16 protein-coding genes are annotated in these 19,687 nt (G+C 36.9%); 2 read left to right on the forward strand and 14 right to left on the reverse strand.

What is annotated here, in order from left to right; translation table 11 throughout:
* Positions 1-2: 2 nt before the first annotated feature.
* The 9 genes from ACUTSE_RS12260 to ACUTSE_RS12300 form a co-directional block, all read right to left on the reverse strand.
* Positions 3-1,133 (reverse strand): Mrp/NBP35 family ATP-binding protein, encoded by a 1,131-nt coding sequence (locus ACUTSE_RS12260; RefSeq protein ID WP_002987911.1) that lies wholly within the window; start codon positions 1,131-1,133, stop codon positions 3-5.
* Positions 1,134-1,250: 117 nt separating this feature from the next.
* Positions 1,251-2,546, reverse strand: a complete 1,296-nt coding sequence (locus ACUTSE_RS12265; RefSeq protein ID WP_445640422.1) for a TolC family protein — start codon at positions 2,544-2,546, stop codon at positions 1,251-1,253.
* A complete protein-coding gene (locus ACUTSE_RS12270; RefSeq protein WP_445640423.1) occupies positions 2,539-4,902 on the reverse strand; it encodes an ABC transporter permease in 2,364 nt (787 codons plus the stop codon). Before ACUTSE_RS12270 ends, ACUTSE_RS12265 begins: the two co-directional genes overlap by 8 nt.
* Positions 4,903-4,975: 73 nt before the next feature.
* Positions 4,976-5,785, reverse strand: a complete 810-nt coding sequence (locus ACUTSE_RS12275) for a GIN domain-containing protein (RefSeq protein WP_445640424.1) — start codon at positions 5,783-5,785, stop codon at positions 4,976-4,978.
* A gap of 22 nt (positions 5,786-5,807) precedes the next feature.
* Positions 5,808-8,222 carry an ABC transporter permease gene (locus tag ACUTSE_RS12280; RefSeq protein WP_445640425.1) on the reverse strand — a complete coding sequence of 805 codons (2,415 nt, stop codon included), beginning with the start codon at positions 8,220-8,222 and terminating at the stop codon, positions 5,808-5,810.
* 2 nt (positions 8,223-8,224) lie between these two features.
* Positions 8,225-10,606: an ABC transporter permease gene (locus tag ACUTSE_RS12285; RefSeq protein WP_445640426.1), complete on the reverse strand. Its 2,382-nt coding sequence runs from the start codon at positions 10,604-10,606 to the stop codon at positions 8,225-8,227.
* 9 nt (positions 10,607-10,615) lie between these two features.
* Positions 10,616-11,371, reverse strand: coding sequence for a GIN domain-containing protein (locus ACUTSE_RS12290; protein WP_002987928.1), 756 nt, complete (start codon positions 11,369-11,371; stop codon positions 10,616-10,618).
* Between the two features lie 12 nt (positions 11,372-11,383).
* Positions 11,384-12,088: an ABC transporter ATP-binding protein gene (locus ACUTSE_RS12295; RefSeq protein WP_115091889.1), complete on the reverse strand. Its 705-nt coding sequence runs from the start codon at positions 12,086-12,088 to the stop codon at positions 11,384-11,386.
* Between the two features lie 2 nt (positions 12,089-12,090).
* Positions 12,091-13,332 (reverse strand): efflux RND transporter periplasmic adaptor subunit, encoded by a 1,242-nt coding sequence (locus tag ACUTSE_RS12300; protein WP_445640427.1) that lies wholly within the window; start codon positions 13,330-13,332, stop codon positions 12,091-12,093.
* A gap of 153 nt (positions 13,333-13,485) precedes the next feature.
* On the opposite strand from ACUTSE_RS12300, the gene ACUTSE_RS12305 reads away from it, so the two are divergent.
* A complete protein-coding gene (locus tag ACUTSE_RS12305; protein ID WP_445640428.1) occupies positions 13,486-14,829 on the forward strand; it encodes a sigma-54-dependent transcriptional regulator in 1,344 nt (447 codons plus the stop codon).
* 14 nt (positions 14,830-14,843) lie between these two features.
* Complete coding sequence (locus ACUTSE_RS12310; RefSeq protein WP_445640429.1) at positions 14,844-16,169, forward strand: sensor histidine kinase; 1,326 nt, start codon at positions 14,844-14,846, stop codon at positions 16,167-16,169.
* A gap of 1 nt (position 16,170) precedes the next feature.
* Here the strand turns inward: ACUTSE_RS12310 and ACUTSE_RS12315 are convergent, their stop codons facing one another.
* The 5 genes from ACUTSE_RS12315 to ACUTSE_RS12335 form a co-directional block, all read right to left on the reverse strand.
* Entirely contained in the window at positions 16,171-16,500 is a 330-nt protein-coding gene (locus tag ACUTSE_RS12315; RefSeq protein WP_445640430.1) for an MGMT family protein, read from the reverse strand.
* The gene (locus tag ACUTSE_RS12320) at positions 16,500-17,123 is read right to left on the reverse strand and encodes a LysE family transporter (protein WP_002987939.1); all 624 of its coding nucleotides are present in this window, start codon (positions 17,121-17,123) and stop codon (positions 16,500-16,502) included. The genes ACUTSE_RS12315 and ACUTSE_RS12320 overlap by 1 nt, the downstream gene beginning before the upstream one ends.
* 3 nt (positions 17,124-17,126) lie before the next feature.
* On the reverse strand, positions 17,127-17,798 hold the full coding sequence (gene trmB, locus ACUTSE_RS12325; RefSeq protein ID WP_445640431.1) for a tRNA (guanosine(46)-N7)-methyltransferase TrmB: 672 nt from the start codon (positions 17,796-17,798) through the stop codon (positions 17,127-17,129).
* Positions 17,799-17,873: 75 nt separating this feature from the next.
* Positions 17,874-18,941: a sensor histidine kinase gene (locus ACUTSE_RS12330; RefSeq protein ID WP_445640432.1), complete on the reverse strand. Its 1,068-nt coding sequence runs from the start codon at positions 18,939-18,941 to the stop codon at positions 17,874-17,876.
* 4 nt (positions 18,942-18,945) lie between these two features.
* Positions 18,946-19,635, reverse strand: coding sequence for a response regulator transcription factor (locus tag ACUTSE_RS12335; RefSeq protein WP_002987945.1), 690 nt, complete (start codon positions 19,633-19,635; stop codon positions 18,946-18,948).
* Positions 19,636-19,687 lie beyond the last annotated feature (52 nt).

Consider the following 19,687-nt stretch of genomic DNA (forward strand, 5'->3'; position numbering starts at 1 on the left):
TTTTATTTTTTTCCTACTGCTGAACATCCAGCCATAGTTGTGATTTTAATTGCCTCTGTTGGTGGCAAGGAATCATTGCGCATTACAACTTGTTCTACAACATTTCTGCTGATTTCTTCGAACACTTTCGCAACGATTGTTTCTTTTTGTAAAGCCGCTGGACGACCGAAGTCACCTGCTTCTCTGATACTTTGAACAATAGGAACTTCTCCTAAGAACGGCACTTGTAAGTCTGCAGCCAAGTTCTTTGCTCCATTTTCTCCAAAAATATAGTACTTGTTATTTGGCAATTCTTCAGGTGTGAAGTACGCCATATTTTCAACAATCCCCAATACAGGCACATTGATGCTTTCTGAGTTGAACATCGATACTCCTTTTTTCGCATCTGCAAGAGCAACTGCTTGAGGAGTAGATACTACAACGGCACCTGTTACCGGTAAAGATTGCATGATAGACAAGTGAATATCACCTGTTCCTGGAGGTAAATCCAATAATAAGAAGTCTAATTCGCCCCAATCTGCATCAAAAATCATCTGATTTAATGCTTTGGCAGCCATCGGTCCTCTCCAAATGATCGCTTGATCTGCTTTGGTAAAGAATCCAATCGATAAAAGCTCTACACCGTAAGAAGTGATCGGTTTCATTTTTGAACGTCCATCTACCTCAACAGAGATTGGTTTTGCATTTTCTACGTCAAACATAATAGGCATTGAAGGTCCATAGATATCCGCATCTAAAACTCCAACGCTAAAGCCCATATTAGCTAAACTTGCAGCGATATTAGCTGTAACGGTAGATTTTCCAACTCCACCTTTTCCAGAAGAAATCGCAACGATATTTTTAATACCTGGAATTGCTTTTCCTTTAATTTCTGGTTTTTCAGGAGTTTCAACTTTTATATTTACTTTTACTTTTGCTTTTTCATACACTTGTTCGTGTATCACTTTCATCACATCTACTTCTGCTCTTTTCTTGATGTGTAAAGCAGGGGTTGATAATACTAAATCAACAACTACCTCATCTCCAAAGGTCATTACGTTGCTAACTGCCCCACTTTCAACCATATTTTTTCCTTCTCCAGCAATAGTGATGCTCTCTAATGCCTTCAGAATATCTTTTCTATCTAATTTCATTATATGCGATTAGTTTTCAATATTTTACTATAAATCTTGACTTACGCAAATATAGCAGTTATATTTGAAATTTAGATGTTAATATATTCTAAATACAAACCCCTCGCCTACTTGATATTAGAGGTGATTCGCATAATTTAGCGCTCTTTTTTTAACTAAAAACACTTGTTTTATTTCGTTCTGAACAAGAGCAAATTCCGCACCTAGCAATTGATTTTTGGCAGCATTAAAAGAGAAGATATCTGCCTTGCCATTCTCGTATTTTACCTGCGTGGTCTGAAAGGATTTTTGAGCCAATTGGATACTATTTTGCAAGCTTTCCGTGCGATTTTCAACTTGATTTATTTCTTGAATCAACAACTCATTTTCCTTCTGAACCCACTGCTCTTTATCCTTTATTTTCAATGCATTCAGCTCTCTTTCTGCTTTGTTTTTGCGCAGTTGTCTGGTCACATTTCCTCCCTGAAAAATAGGAATGCTCATGCCTATTCCAACATAGTGACTTTTATTATCTCCAAACTGCCTAGAGAACGATTCCACTTGCCAATCTAAACTGGTATTAAAGGGTTTGGAATAGAACGTTCCAAATTGATAACTCCCCGTTAATCGAGGGTAATTTTTAGCTCGTAAGCTCTTTTTTTCTGTCTCTAAAAGGGTTTGATACAACCGTACTTTTTCTAAAACAGGATTGAATTCATAATCCGAATTCCATCCAACAAATTCCTTTTCAAACACTAACTCAAAATCGACAGTTAGCTTTGTTTGTAAGTCCAAGAGTTGAACCAATTGCAGTTTTTGATTAGCCAATTCGTCCAAGGTCTCTTGCATGCTGATTTGCTCCTTATTGTATAGGTATTCAATATCATATTGGTCACTTTGTGGTTTGGCGCCCGCTTCGACTTCCTTTACCACACGATCAAAATTCAATTGACTGTTTTTCAATTGCTGTGTTTGTAACTTATAGTATTCTTGTGTTCCAATAATCTTAAAAAACAAATCCAAGATACGTTGTTGATAGTGAAACTTGATTTCCTCTTCTTGTAACCCCGCATAGGATGTGTTCAGTTTTTTCATCTGTCGATCCATGTAATCAGACCAGTCGAATAAGCGAATAGAAGCATCAACGGAAGTTTGCAACGATTGAATATTTGAGCTCACTCTCGTATTTGTCATTGGATTAATGGCAGATCCATAATTAAAACTTTGAGAAGCATTTACCCCAACATCCGGCAAATAGTATGATGCAATACTTTGTTGCTGTACCTCCACCACTTGTCGTTCTAATTGAGCAAGCATTAACTCATAACTATGCTCTTGTCCTAGGGCTAAGCAATCCTGTAGGGTCCATTTTTCTTGTGCAAAAAGAAGAGGTGCGAAAAGCAGCCCTATCATCAAATAGAAGTTCTTATTCATAGTTGATATACTTCAAAGTATTAATACGTGTTGCTTGGGTGGATTTCCATAGCACTAAAATCATAGAAAATAGGGTTAACCCCACAAAAGCAAGTAAAAAAGGCCAAATAGAGAGTTCAATACGGTAAACAAAATCCGCTAACCACAGCTGAATTAAGTAGTAAACAGGGTATATGGAAAGAACAAATCCCAACATACAATACACCAAGAAACGAATGGATAAATTCACAATAAGCTCCCTTCTATTTGCTCCAAGTACTTTGCGAATAGCAATTTCTTTTAATCGACTTTCAATACTAAAAGAAACAATAGCCATCAACCCAAATAGCGCGATAAACATCGATACTCCCATCAAACATAAAAATAAGGTTCGCTGGTACAGGGTTTTCTGATAGCTTTCTGCAAATTCAGCATTTGCAAACTCATATTGCATGGGATAGGTAGACTCTACCCGTTTACTCCAAAAAGATTCTAATCGATTTAGTGTCTGTTGCACGTTACTTGGATCAATTTTAATGGAAATCGTTTCCATAAGTACCGTAAACCATTCTACTGAACTGGGCATGAAATAAGTTACTGGTGGAATTGCCTGCGCAAATCCTTCAATTTTCATGTCTTTTACAACACCTATTACTTCAAAATCGCGTCCATTCCACCTCATCTTTTTTCCTATAATTCCATCAGAAAAATTAAAATGTCTTTTATACGTTTCGTTCACGACAATTTTATTGATGCTATCCGATGCAAAAGCGCGATCGAAAAATCGTCCTTCTACCAATTGGCCGTTGAATACTTTTAGAAAATCATAGCCTACAGGTACGTTTTTACTTTGGGCAGAAACTTCACCTATCATATTGTTTGAACTACTTCCATAGCCCATCCCCATTAACATGGAATGATTTACGGTTGCTTTGACTCCTTCTATTTTTTGTAAATCCGCTTCTACGCGTTGATAGATGCTATTTCGTTGGTTTTCATCTTTGACCTTAAAGCGAATGTTGACCACTTGATCCCCATTGAATCCTAAATCTTCCTGTAAGATATGGTTGACTTGTTTTTGGACAAAAATGGCTGTAGACAAAAAGAAAAACGCAATCACAAATTGAAAAACCAATAGGCTATTGCGCAAACGCATACCTGATTTACTTCGCACAAAGTTGCCTTTCAACACTTTAATTGCATCGAAAGAAACCACAAAGAGGCTGGGTAAAACGCCTAAGAGCAAGTATACCCCAAGCACAAGTACGCCAATAAGTGTCCCTAAGGATAGAAAATCAGCTTCAAGCGTTCGATTAACTAGCCTATTAAAATAAGGCATTCCTAATTCAACAAGAACCAGCGCTACTGCAAAAGAGAGTACAGTTGTAATTCCCGCTTCAAACATCATTTGCCTCATCAACTGATTGCGTGTACTTCCGATGGATTTTCGAACACCAATTTCTTTGGCGCGTTTAAAGCTTTGAACTAATGCAAGGTTGATTGCATTAATCAAGGCTAACACCAAGAGCAAAATGGCAGAAACCAACATAATATTCACGATTTTGTTGGCCGTGGGGCCTGCTCCTAATCCCGTTGATTTTGGGTTTAAGTAAACCTCACTCAATACATTGTAATTAAAGGCTAAATAGGCTTGCATCTTTTCTTTTAATTCTTCAAAAGGCACACCTTCTTCTTTGGCATATAGGCGTAAAATCTCCTTGTAAAATACCTCATCTAATTGTCCTTTTACTTCCTCGAGGACAACCCCCTCTTTAAGTTTAATAAGCAGCGTGTAATTATGGTCTCCCCAATTATCTTGACCATTTGCAATCTGATATTCTGTCACATAAGAAGTTAGCCCTTTAAATACAATAGAACTATTCCCCGGTATTTCGAATACAAATCGAACCGTTAGTACTTTTCCATTGTCTAGTTGTACGAGCTTTCCTGTAGGATCAATACCTACACCAAACAAACGCTCTGCTTGTTTCTTTTCTAAAGCTAATGCGTCTTTGTAATTTTGTTTGTAATCTTCGGGACTTCCAAACACAGTTGTAAAAGGAAAAAACTCGAAGAAATTTGCTTGTCGCTCGTGAATTTCATATAAAAAATCAGCTTTACCTTCCACTACTGCACTCATCATATTGGAAGAAGTATAACCAAAGTTATACGAGTCAATAAGGGAAGGCGCTTGATCCATTTGGCCAGCAATAGGCGCAGGAAACCAACTTCTGAAATAGGATTCTGCAGTTCCTTCTACTTCATAAACTCTATTTTTATAGGGATTCCATTGGTCAAAGCTATGTTCATTTTTCCAATAGAACAGTACTATAATTAGTGCGGCAATACCTAATGCCAGCCCTAGTATATTGAGCATTGAAAACCAAACATTTTTTTTAAAATGCCATAGATATAGCTTTAACCAATTCGAAATCATATTGTTATTTGTATTAGTTTATTTTTTCAATTTTTCCTCCTGATGATTTTTTCACCTCAACTAAAGACGCTGTTCCATAAACCGTTATTTTTCCAGAAGAACTTGCCTTTCCTCTCACTTCATCTGCTACGGTTAAAGAGATCATACCAGATGAACTCGCTTTACCATCTAGTGTTTTTACAGCCAAGTCTTTTCCATCAATCTTCCCTGAGCTTGATACTTTGGCTACCACTGCTTTTGCTGATCCATCTAATTCAATTTTAGCGGAACTACTAGCAGCCATATCCACTTTATTTCCTTTTAAATCCAAATCCACTTTCGCTGAGGAACTCACATCAATTGCTGTATTATTTGCCACTTCAAATTTCCCTTCTACTTTCGCTGATGAACTAGCCTCAATGCTTAAATTATCTGCTTGTACTAAGTTTCCTTTAAATTTCCCAGAGCTACTCGCTGTTAGAGAAAAATCTTTCGTCAACACTTTATTTACTACATTCATGCTAGCTGAAGAAGAAACATACGCTCCTGATAGTTTTGGGTTACTCACTTGTACTTGAACAGCGCTTAATCGGTGATTAAACAATCCCTTAGGTGTGTCAATAAATACATGTAAAACACCATTTTTCACTTCTGTTTTCACATACTGCATATCTTCTTTATCCTCTACATGTACCTCAACGGATTTACTACCTCCATAGGTGAAATCCAATTGAATACTTTGTGATACTTTAATGGCAGAAAAATCTGCTACTTGTCTTTTTTCTTGCTTTTGTGCAAATACGGTACTTCCGATTAATAGGAAGACTAAGGCTAATTTTTTCATATTTTTTACTTTTTAGTTTATTTTATTCATATTTAATGTGTTGCAATACATTGACACGGACTGCTTGACGAACTTTAATAAATACCGTCAAGAAGGTCAGCAGCATTAGGAATAGAAAGGCTAGAACGAAATTGCTCCAATGAATCTCAATACGGAAGACGTACTCATTCAACCAAGCATTCATAAAGTAGTAACTCGGGTAAATAGAGAGGGCAAATCCGATTACGCCTAACACGATATAGCGCTGTGATAATTGTTTCATTTGTTCTTTATTGGATGCCCCTAAGACTTTGCGAATGGCAATTTCTTTGTATTGGTTGGCAATTGTAAAAGAAGCCACACTATAAAGTCCAAATAGCGCAATAAAGATGACAATGCCACTTAATACCAATAGGATATTTCGCTCCTGTATACTAGTTTTAAAAAGTCGTTCAAACCGTTGATCTAAAAATTCATAGGTAAAAGGATAGGTTGATACACCCAGTTTTGCATATATCTTTTCCACCTCATCAATGATCTGCTCTCCATTTGGTGTGGTAAATCGCACATATAACTCATTCACGTTTTGAAACAATCCAGGAATTACTTCTAAACGAAAGAAAATCATAGGTTCAAAATCTGTTTTTAAATTAACCGTATGATAATTATTCACAACACCAATTACTGTAAACCAACGATCATTCCAATTCAGTGTTTTATTTAGAATATCCGGATCTCCAAACTTATCCTTCAATTGTTGATTAATTAATACATTACTAATGGTATCCGATGCTAATTCCTTTTCAAGCCCTCTCCCCTCGACAATTTTAATTTGCATCGTCTGCAAAAAATCATTGTCCATCGCCACATTGGTTACTTGTACCGCATTTCCCTGATGGAAAATTCGACTTGAATTATAACCATAACCACCGATTGCTAGCGATGAACTACTCACCGACTGCACCCCTGATACTTTTAAAATTTCTGCTTTATACGTATCATAGAGAAGTTTCCGTTCTTTTTCTGTTTTTATGGTCGAAAATGGCAAGATTAAGATTTGCTCTTTTGTAAAACCTAAATCTTTTTCCAGCATATAGTGCACTTGTTGATATACAATCGTAGTACTAACAATAAAGAAGCTAGCAATAGCAAATTGAATAATCAGCATCATATGCTTGAGTCCAAATTTTTGGTTTCCGTGTCTTCCTTGCCCTTTTACTAATTGGGTGATGGTTCTTCTTTGCAAAATAACCAACAAGATTCCAGCGAGAAAAGCACTCATGATTACCATAAAAAATCCTCCTACCTTGGCTCCATCCCACCAATTAAAATTCAATTGAGAAGATAGAAAAACTCGAAGTGATGGAATTGAAAACTCAACCAATACACAACTCAGTCCCATGGCTAATCCCAGAGTCAAACAACTCTCAAAAAACAGCTGCCAAAACAACGTGGTATATTTACTTCCAATAACAATACGGATACCCATTTCTCGATGTCTTTTCAAACTTTGAACAATGGATAGGTTAATATAATTGACCACAGACAAAATCAAAATGGTCAATGACAAACCAAATAAAATATACAAGCGTTTTACATTTAGTGGAGTTTCAAGGGTCCCATTATACTTTGTATCTTCCATCATATGTTGCCCTGCTAATGGCAATAAACGGTATAATTCAACTGTATCTCCTTCCTCTTCTAAATATTCTTCTACTGTTTTACCTTCTTCTTTGGCTAACCGCGTATAAAGATGAACAAATAATAAATCCGTCATGGACTGCTCCACACGAGGGATCTGCTCTTTATCTTTTATTTTCAAATATAAGCTGGCCATATAATTGCCCCAGTTCATTTGATTCGCTAGTACACTTTTCTCAAATCCCGAGAAAAGTATAGTAGGCATAATCGAACTGCGTGTTTCACCAAACGAGTAAATTCCTTTGATGGTAAAAACCTCACCATCATAACGAAACGTCTTTCCTAGGGCATTCGATCCAAAGATTTCTTCGATATACGTATCTAAAACCAAAACGCTATTTGGTTCATCTAGTGCATTTACCCCTTCCACTAATTCGAAAGGAAAGAAATCAAAAAAATTAGATTGAACGACAAGTCCCTTTGTAAAAAAATGTTGTTCTCCTTCAAATTCTAGAAAATGAGACACATAATTAGACAGGTACATGTAGTCTTCTATGCTCTGTTTTTCTTCTTTAAGATGAGGCCCCATCGGATAGGGAGCCAAATTCCAAACATCGCCATCCCCCAAATCTGTACTGACAATATAAACCTCATCCTTATATGGATTCCACTGATCATATCGCACCTCTTCTTTATAGTACAAATAGGACAATAGAACACCCCATATACCGATAGCAAGCCCCAAGATTGTGAGCACACTATACACTTTATTTTTGATGAGATGGGCCCAATATATTTTCAGCCAATTTTGTAACATACCTATTCGTATTTTATATGCTTAATAAAATCAACTCTTGTGGCGATTCGCACTTTTCTCCAAATGATGAAACAAACAAGTCCAACCAAGAAGAAGAAAGAAAAAACAAAGGGATAACCTTCTATTTCATACTTATAGGTAAACTTATGCAACCAAGTATTCATAATCCAATAGACAGGATACGCTGCGACCAAACACGCTACTACAACAGCAACAAGGAACGGTTTCCCCAATAGAAAGAACAGTTCATGCGTACGAGCTCCTACCATTTTTCGAATAATAATTTCTTTTTGTTTCTGCTCTAAATACAGTGACAAACTAGCGTACAGTCCAAACAAAGCCATAAAAACAACTGCGATATCCCAAATCATGAACATGCGTTTTTGAGATTCTACATGTTGATAATTGATTTTAAACTGTTCTGAAATGGTTTGATATTGGAAAGGATATTCATAATCAATATTGACAATCCAATAAGCATGTAAACGCTCCAGCGTTTCTATTTTATTGGCCTTTTCATCCAATGCAATGGATAAGTAATTCAAACCATAGGGCAAGAAGTCGATATCCTTCCATTGAAACAACAACAGCGGTTGCACTGCTTCCTCAAATCCATTGCTAAAATAATTTTTAATCACCCCTTCAATTAGATAGGTATTTCGATCATACGAAATCACATTACCTAAGGCCTCATCTGCTGTTACGCCCATTTGAGCAACAAACTGTTCATTAATCCATACTTTGGGCAAGCTATCGACCTCAATAGGGCGATAGGCTACTTTTTCAAACCCCACCATATCAATATACTCCTCGTCAATTCCTTCCATTACGAAATCAGGAATTTTTCGCATCCCATAATAGGCGGTGTATTTGGTTTTTATGGATTTATCTTCATACGCAACGGTTGACAAGGCTACATTTTTGATTCCTTCAATTCGTTGTATTTCTTGGATCAACTTATCATTGCGGTATAACTTACGGCGGATTTGCTGCGTAAATAGTTTCACTTGTACCACGTGATCTCCTTCAAAACCTCGGGGTTTCTCTTCCATAAAATGAACCTGTTTCGCTATGATCCATCCTCCCACAACAAAGAAAAAAGCAATCATCATTTGAATAAATAAGCTTCCTTTTCGCAATCGCAAGCCTTTGCTGCGCTTTCTGTATGCCTTCACTTGATACAACTGACGAACAAGTCGAGTAGCATAAAGGGAAAGAATACCGCCAGCCAATAGCACGACAATACAAATAACGAAAACGATGCCACTCCAAAGCACCTGATGTTTAATGGCAATTGCTTTGTGTAGGAACGTATTGTAAATGGGCATGCTGAATTCAATCAGTATTAGGGCAATTCCCAAAGCCATCAGCACGTTTAACAACGTTTCAAAACCGATTTGCAACAGCAATTGTCTCTTTGTACTCCCCAACATCATACGCACCTGAAATTCTTTTAAGCGCGACAATATTCCGGCTTGGTTCAGGTTTATATAATTCAGTATCGCTAATAAAAAGATTAAAACAGAACAACCAATCAACAGCATTAGTGTCTCCACTTTTGTGCGCCCTTCTAGTAAAGCCGTTTGTTTAGAAATAAAACGCCCTTCCTTTAAGGGAGATAAGAAAACATTGTATTGTCCAACCTGCTCTTGTGTATCGAACACTTGGTCCTGATTATTTTCAATCAAAGACACCAAATTGGATTCAATATTCTGGATATCCGTTGTCTCCTTTACTTTAACTAATAATCCTCCTCCATTTTCTTGCCATAAAGCGGGTTCGACCTCATCATTCCACTCCATGTTCATCAGGACAATATCAGGCATAATGGTTGCTTTTTGGTCTAGCTGATAGACACCTGCTACCTGATAAGGACTATGTGCAAGGGATAGCGTTTGACCTATTGGGTTCTGATGCGGAAAAAACTGTTGCGCAATCTTTTCGGAAATCGCAATATAGGTCGGGTTTTCTACTACCTCTGCTGCACTTCCATACACGAATTTGAAATTAAAAAAATCAAAAAAGGTCGATTGCGTATTCAAGATCTTTCCAACCACAGCCTGATGAAAGTTGCTTTCTGCATAGAAATCAATATAGTCTAATGCATAGTAACAGTAATTTTCAATTTGCTCTTGTTGAAGCAACTGAGGTCCAACAGCAGCAGGAACAACAATTGCGTTTGCTTCTTTTCCAACCGTAACATTTACTTCGTGCAATTGATCTACATCTTCGATCCATTTATTGTAACTCCACTCATCTTGCACGAAGAATAAAGCCAGCAATAGACAAGCCATACCAATGGCTAAACCAAGAATTGTCCAGCAAAAGAACAACAATGATTTTTGGATATTTTTTCTAAATGTATTGAACCAACTGTACAGCATACTAACGCACTAATTCGATTTCACTGATCCCATAGAATCCGTGTATTTTTTCAATTCTTTGGGCGTATTATAATATACAACCCTTCCCATGGAATCCGCATAGGCATTTAAACTCTCTATCGGATAAACCTCGGCTTTTCCCATGGAATCAGCTTCTACCTTTACAAACTTCGCCTTGAGGCTCTTGCCATCAAACTTTGCGGCACTATCCACATTAATGACTAGATTTTCGGTATCTCCTGTCACAGTAACATGGGCGGCACTATCTAAATTAACCTTGATGTTTTTTGCCGTAATATCACCTTCATATTTAGACGCTGAATCCAAGCTAATTGTTACTGTATTCGCGGTAAAATCTCCTTTTAACGAAGCCGCTGCATCGGATTTAATAGTTACTTGATTTCCTTGAACACGTCCCTTTACTTGGACACGTGCAGTAGTACTCACATCATAATCAACAATCTTGGGCTGAGCAATAAACACCTTTACTCTGCTATTGTAAAAAACTTTATTCTTATTGTTTTTGGTACTCATGTCCACATAAAGCACACTACCCACCTGTTTTATTCCTATTTTCTCAATATCTTCCTGTACCCCTTCTAGGCGAACAGTATTCGATTCTGAAGTAGCATCGATTAAAATTTCTATTGGCATCGTGGCCACTAATTTGCTTACATTTCCCGTAATGGTATGCGTTTGTTTCGCTTGTCCCTGCATCAGTAAACTGAACAGCATTAAGACTAAACTCAAGAAAAAACGTATCATAATCTTGTTGTTTTAAACTGTAAAAACATCTACAATCTTGGTATTGATTTTTTCTGATAAAATCATACCATCCTTCATCAAGATTGTGCGCTCTGAATAAGAGGCATCGTGATGAGAGTGCGTTACCATGATAATGGTTGCTCCTTGTTGATGTAATTCGGTCAACAATTCCATTACCTCTGCTCCATTCTTACTATCCAAATTTCCCGTTGGCTCATCAGCCAAAATGATCTTGGGATTGTTAATCAGTGCTCGTCCAACGGCTACGCGTTGTTGCTGTCCACCAGAAAGTTGTTGCGGATAGTGTTTTAAACGGTGTACAATATTCAAGCGCTCTGCGATTTCCATCACGCGTTTTTTGCGCTCACTACTGGGAACTTTATTGTAAATCAAAGGCAATTCAATATTGTCATACACCGATAACTCGTCAATTAAATTGAAGTTTTGAAAAATAAATCCAATATTGGCTTTGCGAATAACTGCGCGTTGATTTTCTGTTAATCCCACCATCTCTTTATCCAATAAGCGATAGCTTCCTGATGTAGCATCATCCAATAGCCCTATAATATTCAATAGGGTCGATTTACCACATCCCGAAGGTCCCATTACTGAAATAAATTCTCCTTTTTTCACTTCTAATGAAACCTCATTCAAAGCGGTTGTCTCTACCTCTTCCGTTTGGAAAATACGAGACAATTGTTGAATTGCTATAACCATAGTTACTCTTTTAACTGTAAATAATTCACTCTTAAATAATCTTTATAACTAGATATAATCACCTGTTCGCCTATAGACAAACCCGAAATTACTTCATAATATGCTGGATTTTCACGCCCAATTTCTACTTGTCTTCTTTCTGCTTTTCCCTCTTTTACAACATATACCCATTCTCCTTTAGTATCTGTCATAAAACTTCCTTTTGCCAACAATAAACGCTGTTCTTTTCCAGATAAAAACAACTTGATTCCCATGCTATTTCCCTCTTGTAGTTTTAGGTTGTCTTGATTGATAAAATTCAATTGTACTTCAAATCGTCCATTGATAATCTCAGGTAAAATTTTACTCACCTCAACCTGGATGAGTTGCCCTTTACTCTCCACTTGCCCTTTTTGCCCAAGTACAATGCGATCCAAATAAAATTCATCTACATTGGCTACCAATTTATAGCCTTCCAACACGTCTATTTTTCCGATGCTTTCTCCTCCATTGTACGTTTTACCAAGCATAGGCTCAAAAGAAGATAATCTTCCAGCAATTGGCGCTCGCAATAAGAAATTCTGTTTATTCTCTTTCAATTTCTCTAAACTACGCTGAATAACCGCAAGCGATTGATTGATTTGTCTTACTTGCACTTGGTTGGATTGCTTTTCTTTTTCAACACTCTGTTCCATCAAGGCTTTTCTTTTTTTCTGATATGAAAAACTTTCAACCGTCTGATTCCATTCATTCAAAGATAAAATCTCTTGATCAAATAATTTCTTATTTAAAGTATATTGTAGCTCTGCATTTTTATATTCGTACTCAATGCTGATCAAATCCTTCATTAACCCAATTTCTTGGTTGCGAATATTCATCAAATTGACATTCAAATTATTCATTTGCTCAATTAAAGATGATTCTTGTGACATATAAGCCAATTCAGAACTGGGGTTGTGTAATAACACCAAGGGATCTCCTTTTTGAATGACAGCGCCATTTTCTACAAATATTTCACTCACAGCGCCTCCTTCAGCAATATTAATCAACAACGACTGTAAAGGTTCAACCTTCCCCTGAAAGGAAATATACTCTTCAAAAACACCTTCTTTTACAGCCGAAATTCGGATTTCTTTCTTAGAAACATTCAGTGCAATATCTTGAAAAAATGTAAAAAAAGACGCAACTGCAAGCAGGATCACTCCTCCAACAATTAGTAATATCCTTTGTTTTTTTCTATTTTTACGAGGTAAAACTCTGTCCATAGCGTTTCTTTTACGAGTATAGTAACAAAAGCGTGCCATGAAATGAATTAATTACAAACAACTATAAATCAACAGTATACACATTCAATTATTTTAAGAGTGTCCGATAATGAACACCAAAATGTTCGATATTAAACAAGATCACGTACAACCATGAGAAAAACAACTGCCACCATTCTGGTTTTAGACGACAATACAGAGGTTTTAATTGCTGCTAAACTACTTTTAAAACGTCATTTCGAAACGGTTTTGACGAATAATAACCCCAAAAAGATCTTTGATATTTTGCAAGATACTCCTGTGGATGTTATTATTTTGGATATGAATTATCGCGTGGGCTTTGAAGATGGTAAAGAAGGTATTTTTTGGTTTAAAGAGATTAAAGCGAATTATCCGCAAGCGCAGATTATTCTCATGACGTCTTATGGTCATGTGGAAACAGCTGTGGAAGGAATTAAATTAGGAGCTATTGACTACATTTTAAAACCATGGGACAATGAGCATTTGATTGACCTGGTTAAAAAAGCCGTCCAACAAAGACGCAGAAAAGAACAAGAAGCTCCCACAACAACGCAGCCTGATTATTTTGAAGGACAATCACCGGCCATTCAAAAGACGTATCGCATGGCGCAACGTGTGGCTCAAACGGAGGTCAACACGCTGATACTAGGAGAAAATGGAACAGGTAAATATGTTTTAGCAGAATATATCCACAACAATTCTCCCCGCAAAAATCAACCGTTTATTCACGTTGACTTAGGGTCACTCAATGAGAACCTCTTTGAAAGTGAGCTATTTGGTTATGCTAAAGGTGCCTTTACTGATGCGAAACAAGATACGGCAGGTCGTTTTGAAGCAGCCCATGGAGGAACTATTTTCTTAGATGAAATCGGCAATGTACCGCTGCATTTACAAGCGAAACTCTTGCAAGTAATCCAGGCGAAATCCGTGATTCGATTGGGAGAATCTCAACCGCGTCCTGTGGATGTACGCATCATCACAGCAACAAACGCAGAAATCGAAAAAGAAGTAGCACAAAAGGCATTTCGAGAAGATTTATACTATCGAATCAATACGGTTGTTCTCCAATTGCCTTCTCTTAGAGAGCGCAAAGAAGACATTCCTGCTTTGTTGGATTTCTTTATCCAACAATACGCCAACAAATATCAAATTGCAGTTCCGAACATCCACCCTCACACGCTAGAATCGCTGTGCAACTACGAATGGAAGGGGAATATTAGAGAAATGCAAAACCGCGTAGAACGCGCCTTAATTTTAACGGAAGCAACAGAATTAAACATCGGAGATTTTGGTATTTCTGCCGCAACCATCAAAGAGGTTCTAACAGATGATAATACCTTACAAGATATTGAGCGAACAACCATCATCCGCACGCTAGAGAAATGCCAAGGCAATATCAGTCAAGCAGCAGATGAATTGGGATTATCACGTGCTGCTTTGTACCGTCGACTTGAAAAATATAATATTAAGAACTAAAAAACAGCTGTAGTATGTCGTTTCACTTGAAGGTTTTCATGCGCATCTTAGCCATTATTGGTTTGTCTTTACTTGCTGTGTGGTTATTCCAACAACACTATCGCTATACGTTCTTTATTGCGCTTATTAGCATTGTTGCTTGTCTGATTGAACTCTATACGTTTCAACGCAAGTACTACAGCATCATTGACCGTTTGGTCTTGGCGATGATTTACAATGATTTCTCCTTAAAATCAAATAAAAAACAAGCCAATGAAACCTTTCAGAACCTACAACAGTTGTACCAAAAGCTCCAACAGGAACAGGAACAACACGAGGTAAAAGAATTAGTTTATCTCAACATTCTAAATAACTTAGAAACGGGTATCGTTATTTTTGAACGCAAAGAAGAAGGGTGGAATATCTTCTTAATTAACGACTATTTTTCGAAGTTATTTGATATACCCAAAGTAAAATCCTGGCAGAATTTATCGCGCTTACTTCCCAACTTGACGCAATATTTAGAGCATCTGGAATTCAAAGAATCTAAGACATCGCTTGATATGCGCATAGAAGGAGAAGAAAAGCAGACATTTATGTTGCAAACCTCTACTACAATAAGTCAAAACCAAGAGTTTTACATTGTTTTATTGGATTCGATTCAAAAAGTATTAGATAAAAAAGAAAAAGATACTTGGGAGAACTTAATGAAAGTCATTTCGCATGAAATCATGAATTCCCTAACGCCTATTCATTCCTTAGCGCACAATACTTTAGAAATTTTAGAGGAAGAAGAGTCCTTAACGGCAGATGATATGGACGATCTAAAACTCAGTGTACAAACGATTGCCAATAGGACAGATCACCTGCGTCATTTCATTGACAACTACCGCAAACTGACCATGCTACCAAGTCCTACCAAAGCTTGGGTAAATAGTGCAGAGGTTTTGATGCATAGCTTAGCTATACTCAAGCCGATTTGTCAACAACATCAGATTACAGTGAGCACAACGATTGACACACAAGCCTCTCAGTATTGGGATAGCAAACAAATGGAACAAGTATTCATCAATTTATTAACCAATGCCATTTATGCAGTAAAACAACAGGAAAACAGAGCCGTTTCCCTTCATCTGTATGAGCGAAATAATCGTTTATGGATTGATATTATAGACAACGGAAATGGGATACCTGAAGAAATTAAACCGAAGATTTTCATCCCTTTTTACACCACGCGTGAAGACGGAGCAGGTATTGGCTTACCGCTCTCCAAGAATATTGTAGAAATGCACAATGGGTACTTAACTTTCAATAGAAAAGATAACTTGACGTATTTTAGCATCAACTTTCCACTCGCGTAAGTTAGAATTCAACGGGAGGAATCCACAAGTGTGCTTGAAAATCTTTTACTTGGTTATTTTGTACGACAATTCCCTCACTCTCTAACAGCTGTTGCATCAAATTGGTACCATCGAAGTGATGTTTACCACTTAGCATACCCACTCGATTTACAACGCGATGGGCAGGTACAGAATCGTCAAAATGAGAGGCATTCATGGCATATCCCACCATACGTGCAGAACGAGGAGCACCAATTGCTTTTGCAATCGCACCGTACGTAGTCACTTTTCCGATGGGAATCTCGCGAACTACATCATATACGCGTTCAAAAAAATTGGTTGAATCCGCCATTAGCGCAGTAATTTATATAGCGTAATCAAGCAGATAATCCCCGTAATAGATCCTATGACATAGTTTATATTTCGCATAAGGAAAGCATTTTCATTGGCCACTTTCCTGAAAATAGAAATATAAGCATAAAACATCAAGCCAGAACCTATCACAACTCCTATGGAGAAAATAACCGTGTAAGCCCACTCAAAAATAGGATAAGCATACGAAGCTAAAGTGACGCTCAAGAAAACGTAGTATGGAATAGAAAATACGTTGATTAACGCTAATAAAGCGCCGTATATGTATGGATTTTTTAGGCGTTTGACAGCTGTATTTTCTTCCTTCTTTTTGCGTTTTGCAAATCCTAAGAAGTAAATCGTCAACGATCCGAAAATAACCAACCCTATTTCGTGCAGAATTTCAGTGATAAAAGGACTGGAATCAATCAATTTAGCAAAGAAAATCGCAACATAGGTTTGAATAAAGATAATGGATAAAGCGCCTGCGATATATAAAATAGACGCTTTTTTCCCTCTTTCTTGTGCTACTTTAACAGCAGTCATATTCAATAACCCCGGAAGAGAAACGCCTATCACTGCTGCTAAAAAGCCAAAAAATAATAATATAAAGTAATGATCCATCCTTTATTTAATTCTAAATTGAATATAGGTAATGGCTTTATTTTGTTCTAAATATTGGGATTCATAAAACGTTTGGATTTCAGTTACCACTGAAGGAGCCCCCTCGTTTTTGTATACATGGTGATTGGCATAAATAACTTCATGTCCTTCTCCATGTAACAGACCTAACGTATAACCATGCATAAATTCACTATCCGTTTTCAAATTCACAACACCATCATCTGTTAAGATGCCTTTATAACGTTGTAAAAATTCCGTATTCGTCAATCTGTGTTTGGTACGTTTATATTTAATTTGTGGATCTGGGAATGTAATCCAGATTTCACTTACTTCTCCTTTTTCGAAAGCAAATTCAATCAACTCAATCTGAGTACGCAAGAAAGCAACATTCGTTAGTCCTTCTTCCACAGCCGTTTTAGCTCCTCTCCAGAAACGAGCCCCTTTGATATCAATACCAATAAAGTTCATATTAGGAAAACGACGCGCTAATTCAACGGTATATTCTCCTTTTCCACAGCCTAATTCTAAAACAATAGGGTTATTGTTTTTAAATACTTCCGATGCCCATTTGCCTTTTTGTGGCAATTTAGCAATCATTTCTTCTCTTGATGGTTGGAAAACATTACCGAAAGTTTCGTTTTCTCTAAATCGCTTTAACTTGTTTTTACTTCCCACAGGGTTATTCGTTTAAATTTGACGCAAAATTAAATAAATATAACGAAAGTAAAACCTTTTTATAGGGAACGCAAATTAAGTTGCATTTTGCGTTTTGTGTTTAGCTGCTTTCTCTAAGGTAAAAGAAAACTCCGACCCATAGCCATAGCTGCTCTCCACATAGATATGTTCATCATGTGCTTCAACGATGTGTTTTACAATAGACAAGCCCAATCCCGAGCCGCCCACACTTCGTGCTCCACTTTTATCAATGCGATAAAAACGCTCAAATAAACGCGGAATATGCTCCTTGCGAATTCCTAATCCATTATCTGTAACGCGTACAATTAATTTATTTTTCACCAAGTTTTCAATACTCACTTCCGTCGTACCTTTTTCCTTACCGTACTTAATTGAATTCTCAATCAGATTCGTAATGACTTGCCCAATGCGCTCTTTATCTCCTATAACGTAAATAGGCTTCTTATATCCCATATCGAAAAGCAGTGAAATATTTTTCTTCTTTGCTTTGTATTCTAAGAAATCAAATGCATTCTGAATCATTTCAATTAAATCAAACTCAACGATATTTAGATGTAAATCGCCCGATTCTAATTTGGCAATCATATCCAAATCTTTCACAATATAGATCAAGCGATCAACCCCTTGTTCTGCACGTTCTAAATAGCGATCGCGAACTTCTAAATCGTCAATTGCACCATCACTCAGTGTTTCCAAATAACTTTGGATCATGAATAAAGGTGTTTTCAACTCGTGGGAGATATTCCCTAAAAACTCTCGTCGATATTCTTCACGAACTTGTAAGGACTCAATTTCAATCTTTTTATTCGTTGCAAATTTTTCAATTTCCTCTGTTAGCGTTTTCATGTCAGTAGTGACTGCACTTGCACGAAGATCGGTGTGCTCTAAAAGCGAAACTTTGTCGTAAATCTTTTTGATTCGACGGTAGATAAAGTGCTCTACGCGATATTGAATCACAAAAAAGGAAGCGAAATAAACCAAAACGGTGTGAATGGCCAAAAGTTGCCAAGGCCCTTCCTTCACTAAAAAAACAAAAGGTAGCGTAATAACAAGCGAACAGATTGTTATTAACAAAGCTGACTTAACAGCGAATTTATAGGATCTTTTAAATCGTATTGACATTAAATTACATATCTAATTTATATCCAACCCCTTTAATTGTTTTAAAACAATCATCTCCTACTTTCTCTCTTAATTTACGGATGTGTACGTCAATCGTTCTTCCACCTACAACTACTTCATTCCCCCATACACGATCTAAAATCTCTTCTCTCGTAAATACTTTTCCTGGTTTTGATGCTAACAAATACAACAATTCAAATTCCTTTCTAGGTAAAGACAATTCTACACCATCAATTAAGATTTTATACTCATCTCGGTTAATTTCAATATTGCCAATTTGAATAATATCTCCATTTTCAGCTTCTTCTACATTTTTCAATCGACGCAATAAAGCTTTAACCTTACTCATTAAAACCTTAGGTTTTACTGGTTTCGTAATGTAATCATCTGCACCTGCATCAAATCCAGCCACTTGAGAATAATCTTCCCCTCTTGCGGTTAAAAATGTAATGATTACATGCTGTAAGCTGTCAATTTTTCGAATGTTTTCACAAGCTTCCATTCCGTCCATCTCTGGCATCATAACATCCAAGATAATCAGGTGAGGAAGTTCCTTTTTTGCCTTTTCTATTGCCTCTTTCCCATTCCTTGCTGTACTAACTTGATAGCCTTCTTTTTCTAAATTATAACTGATGATTTCAATGATATCTTGTTCATCATCAACTAATAAGACTTTAATGTCTGAATTTTTCATTCTTTATCTGTGTGTGTTATAAATCAGTTCAAAGATAAAGATAATACATTAT

It is taken from the genome of Myroides sp. TSA_177.3, assembly GCF_052691955.1.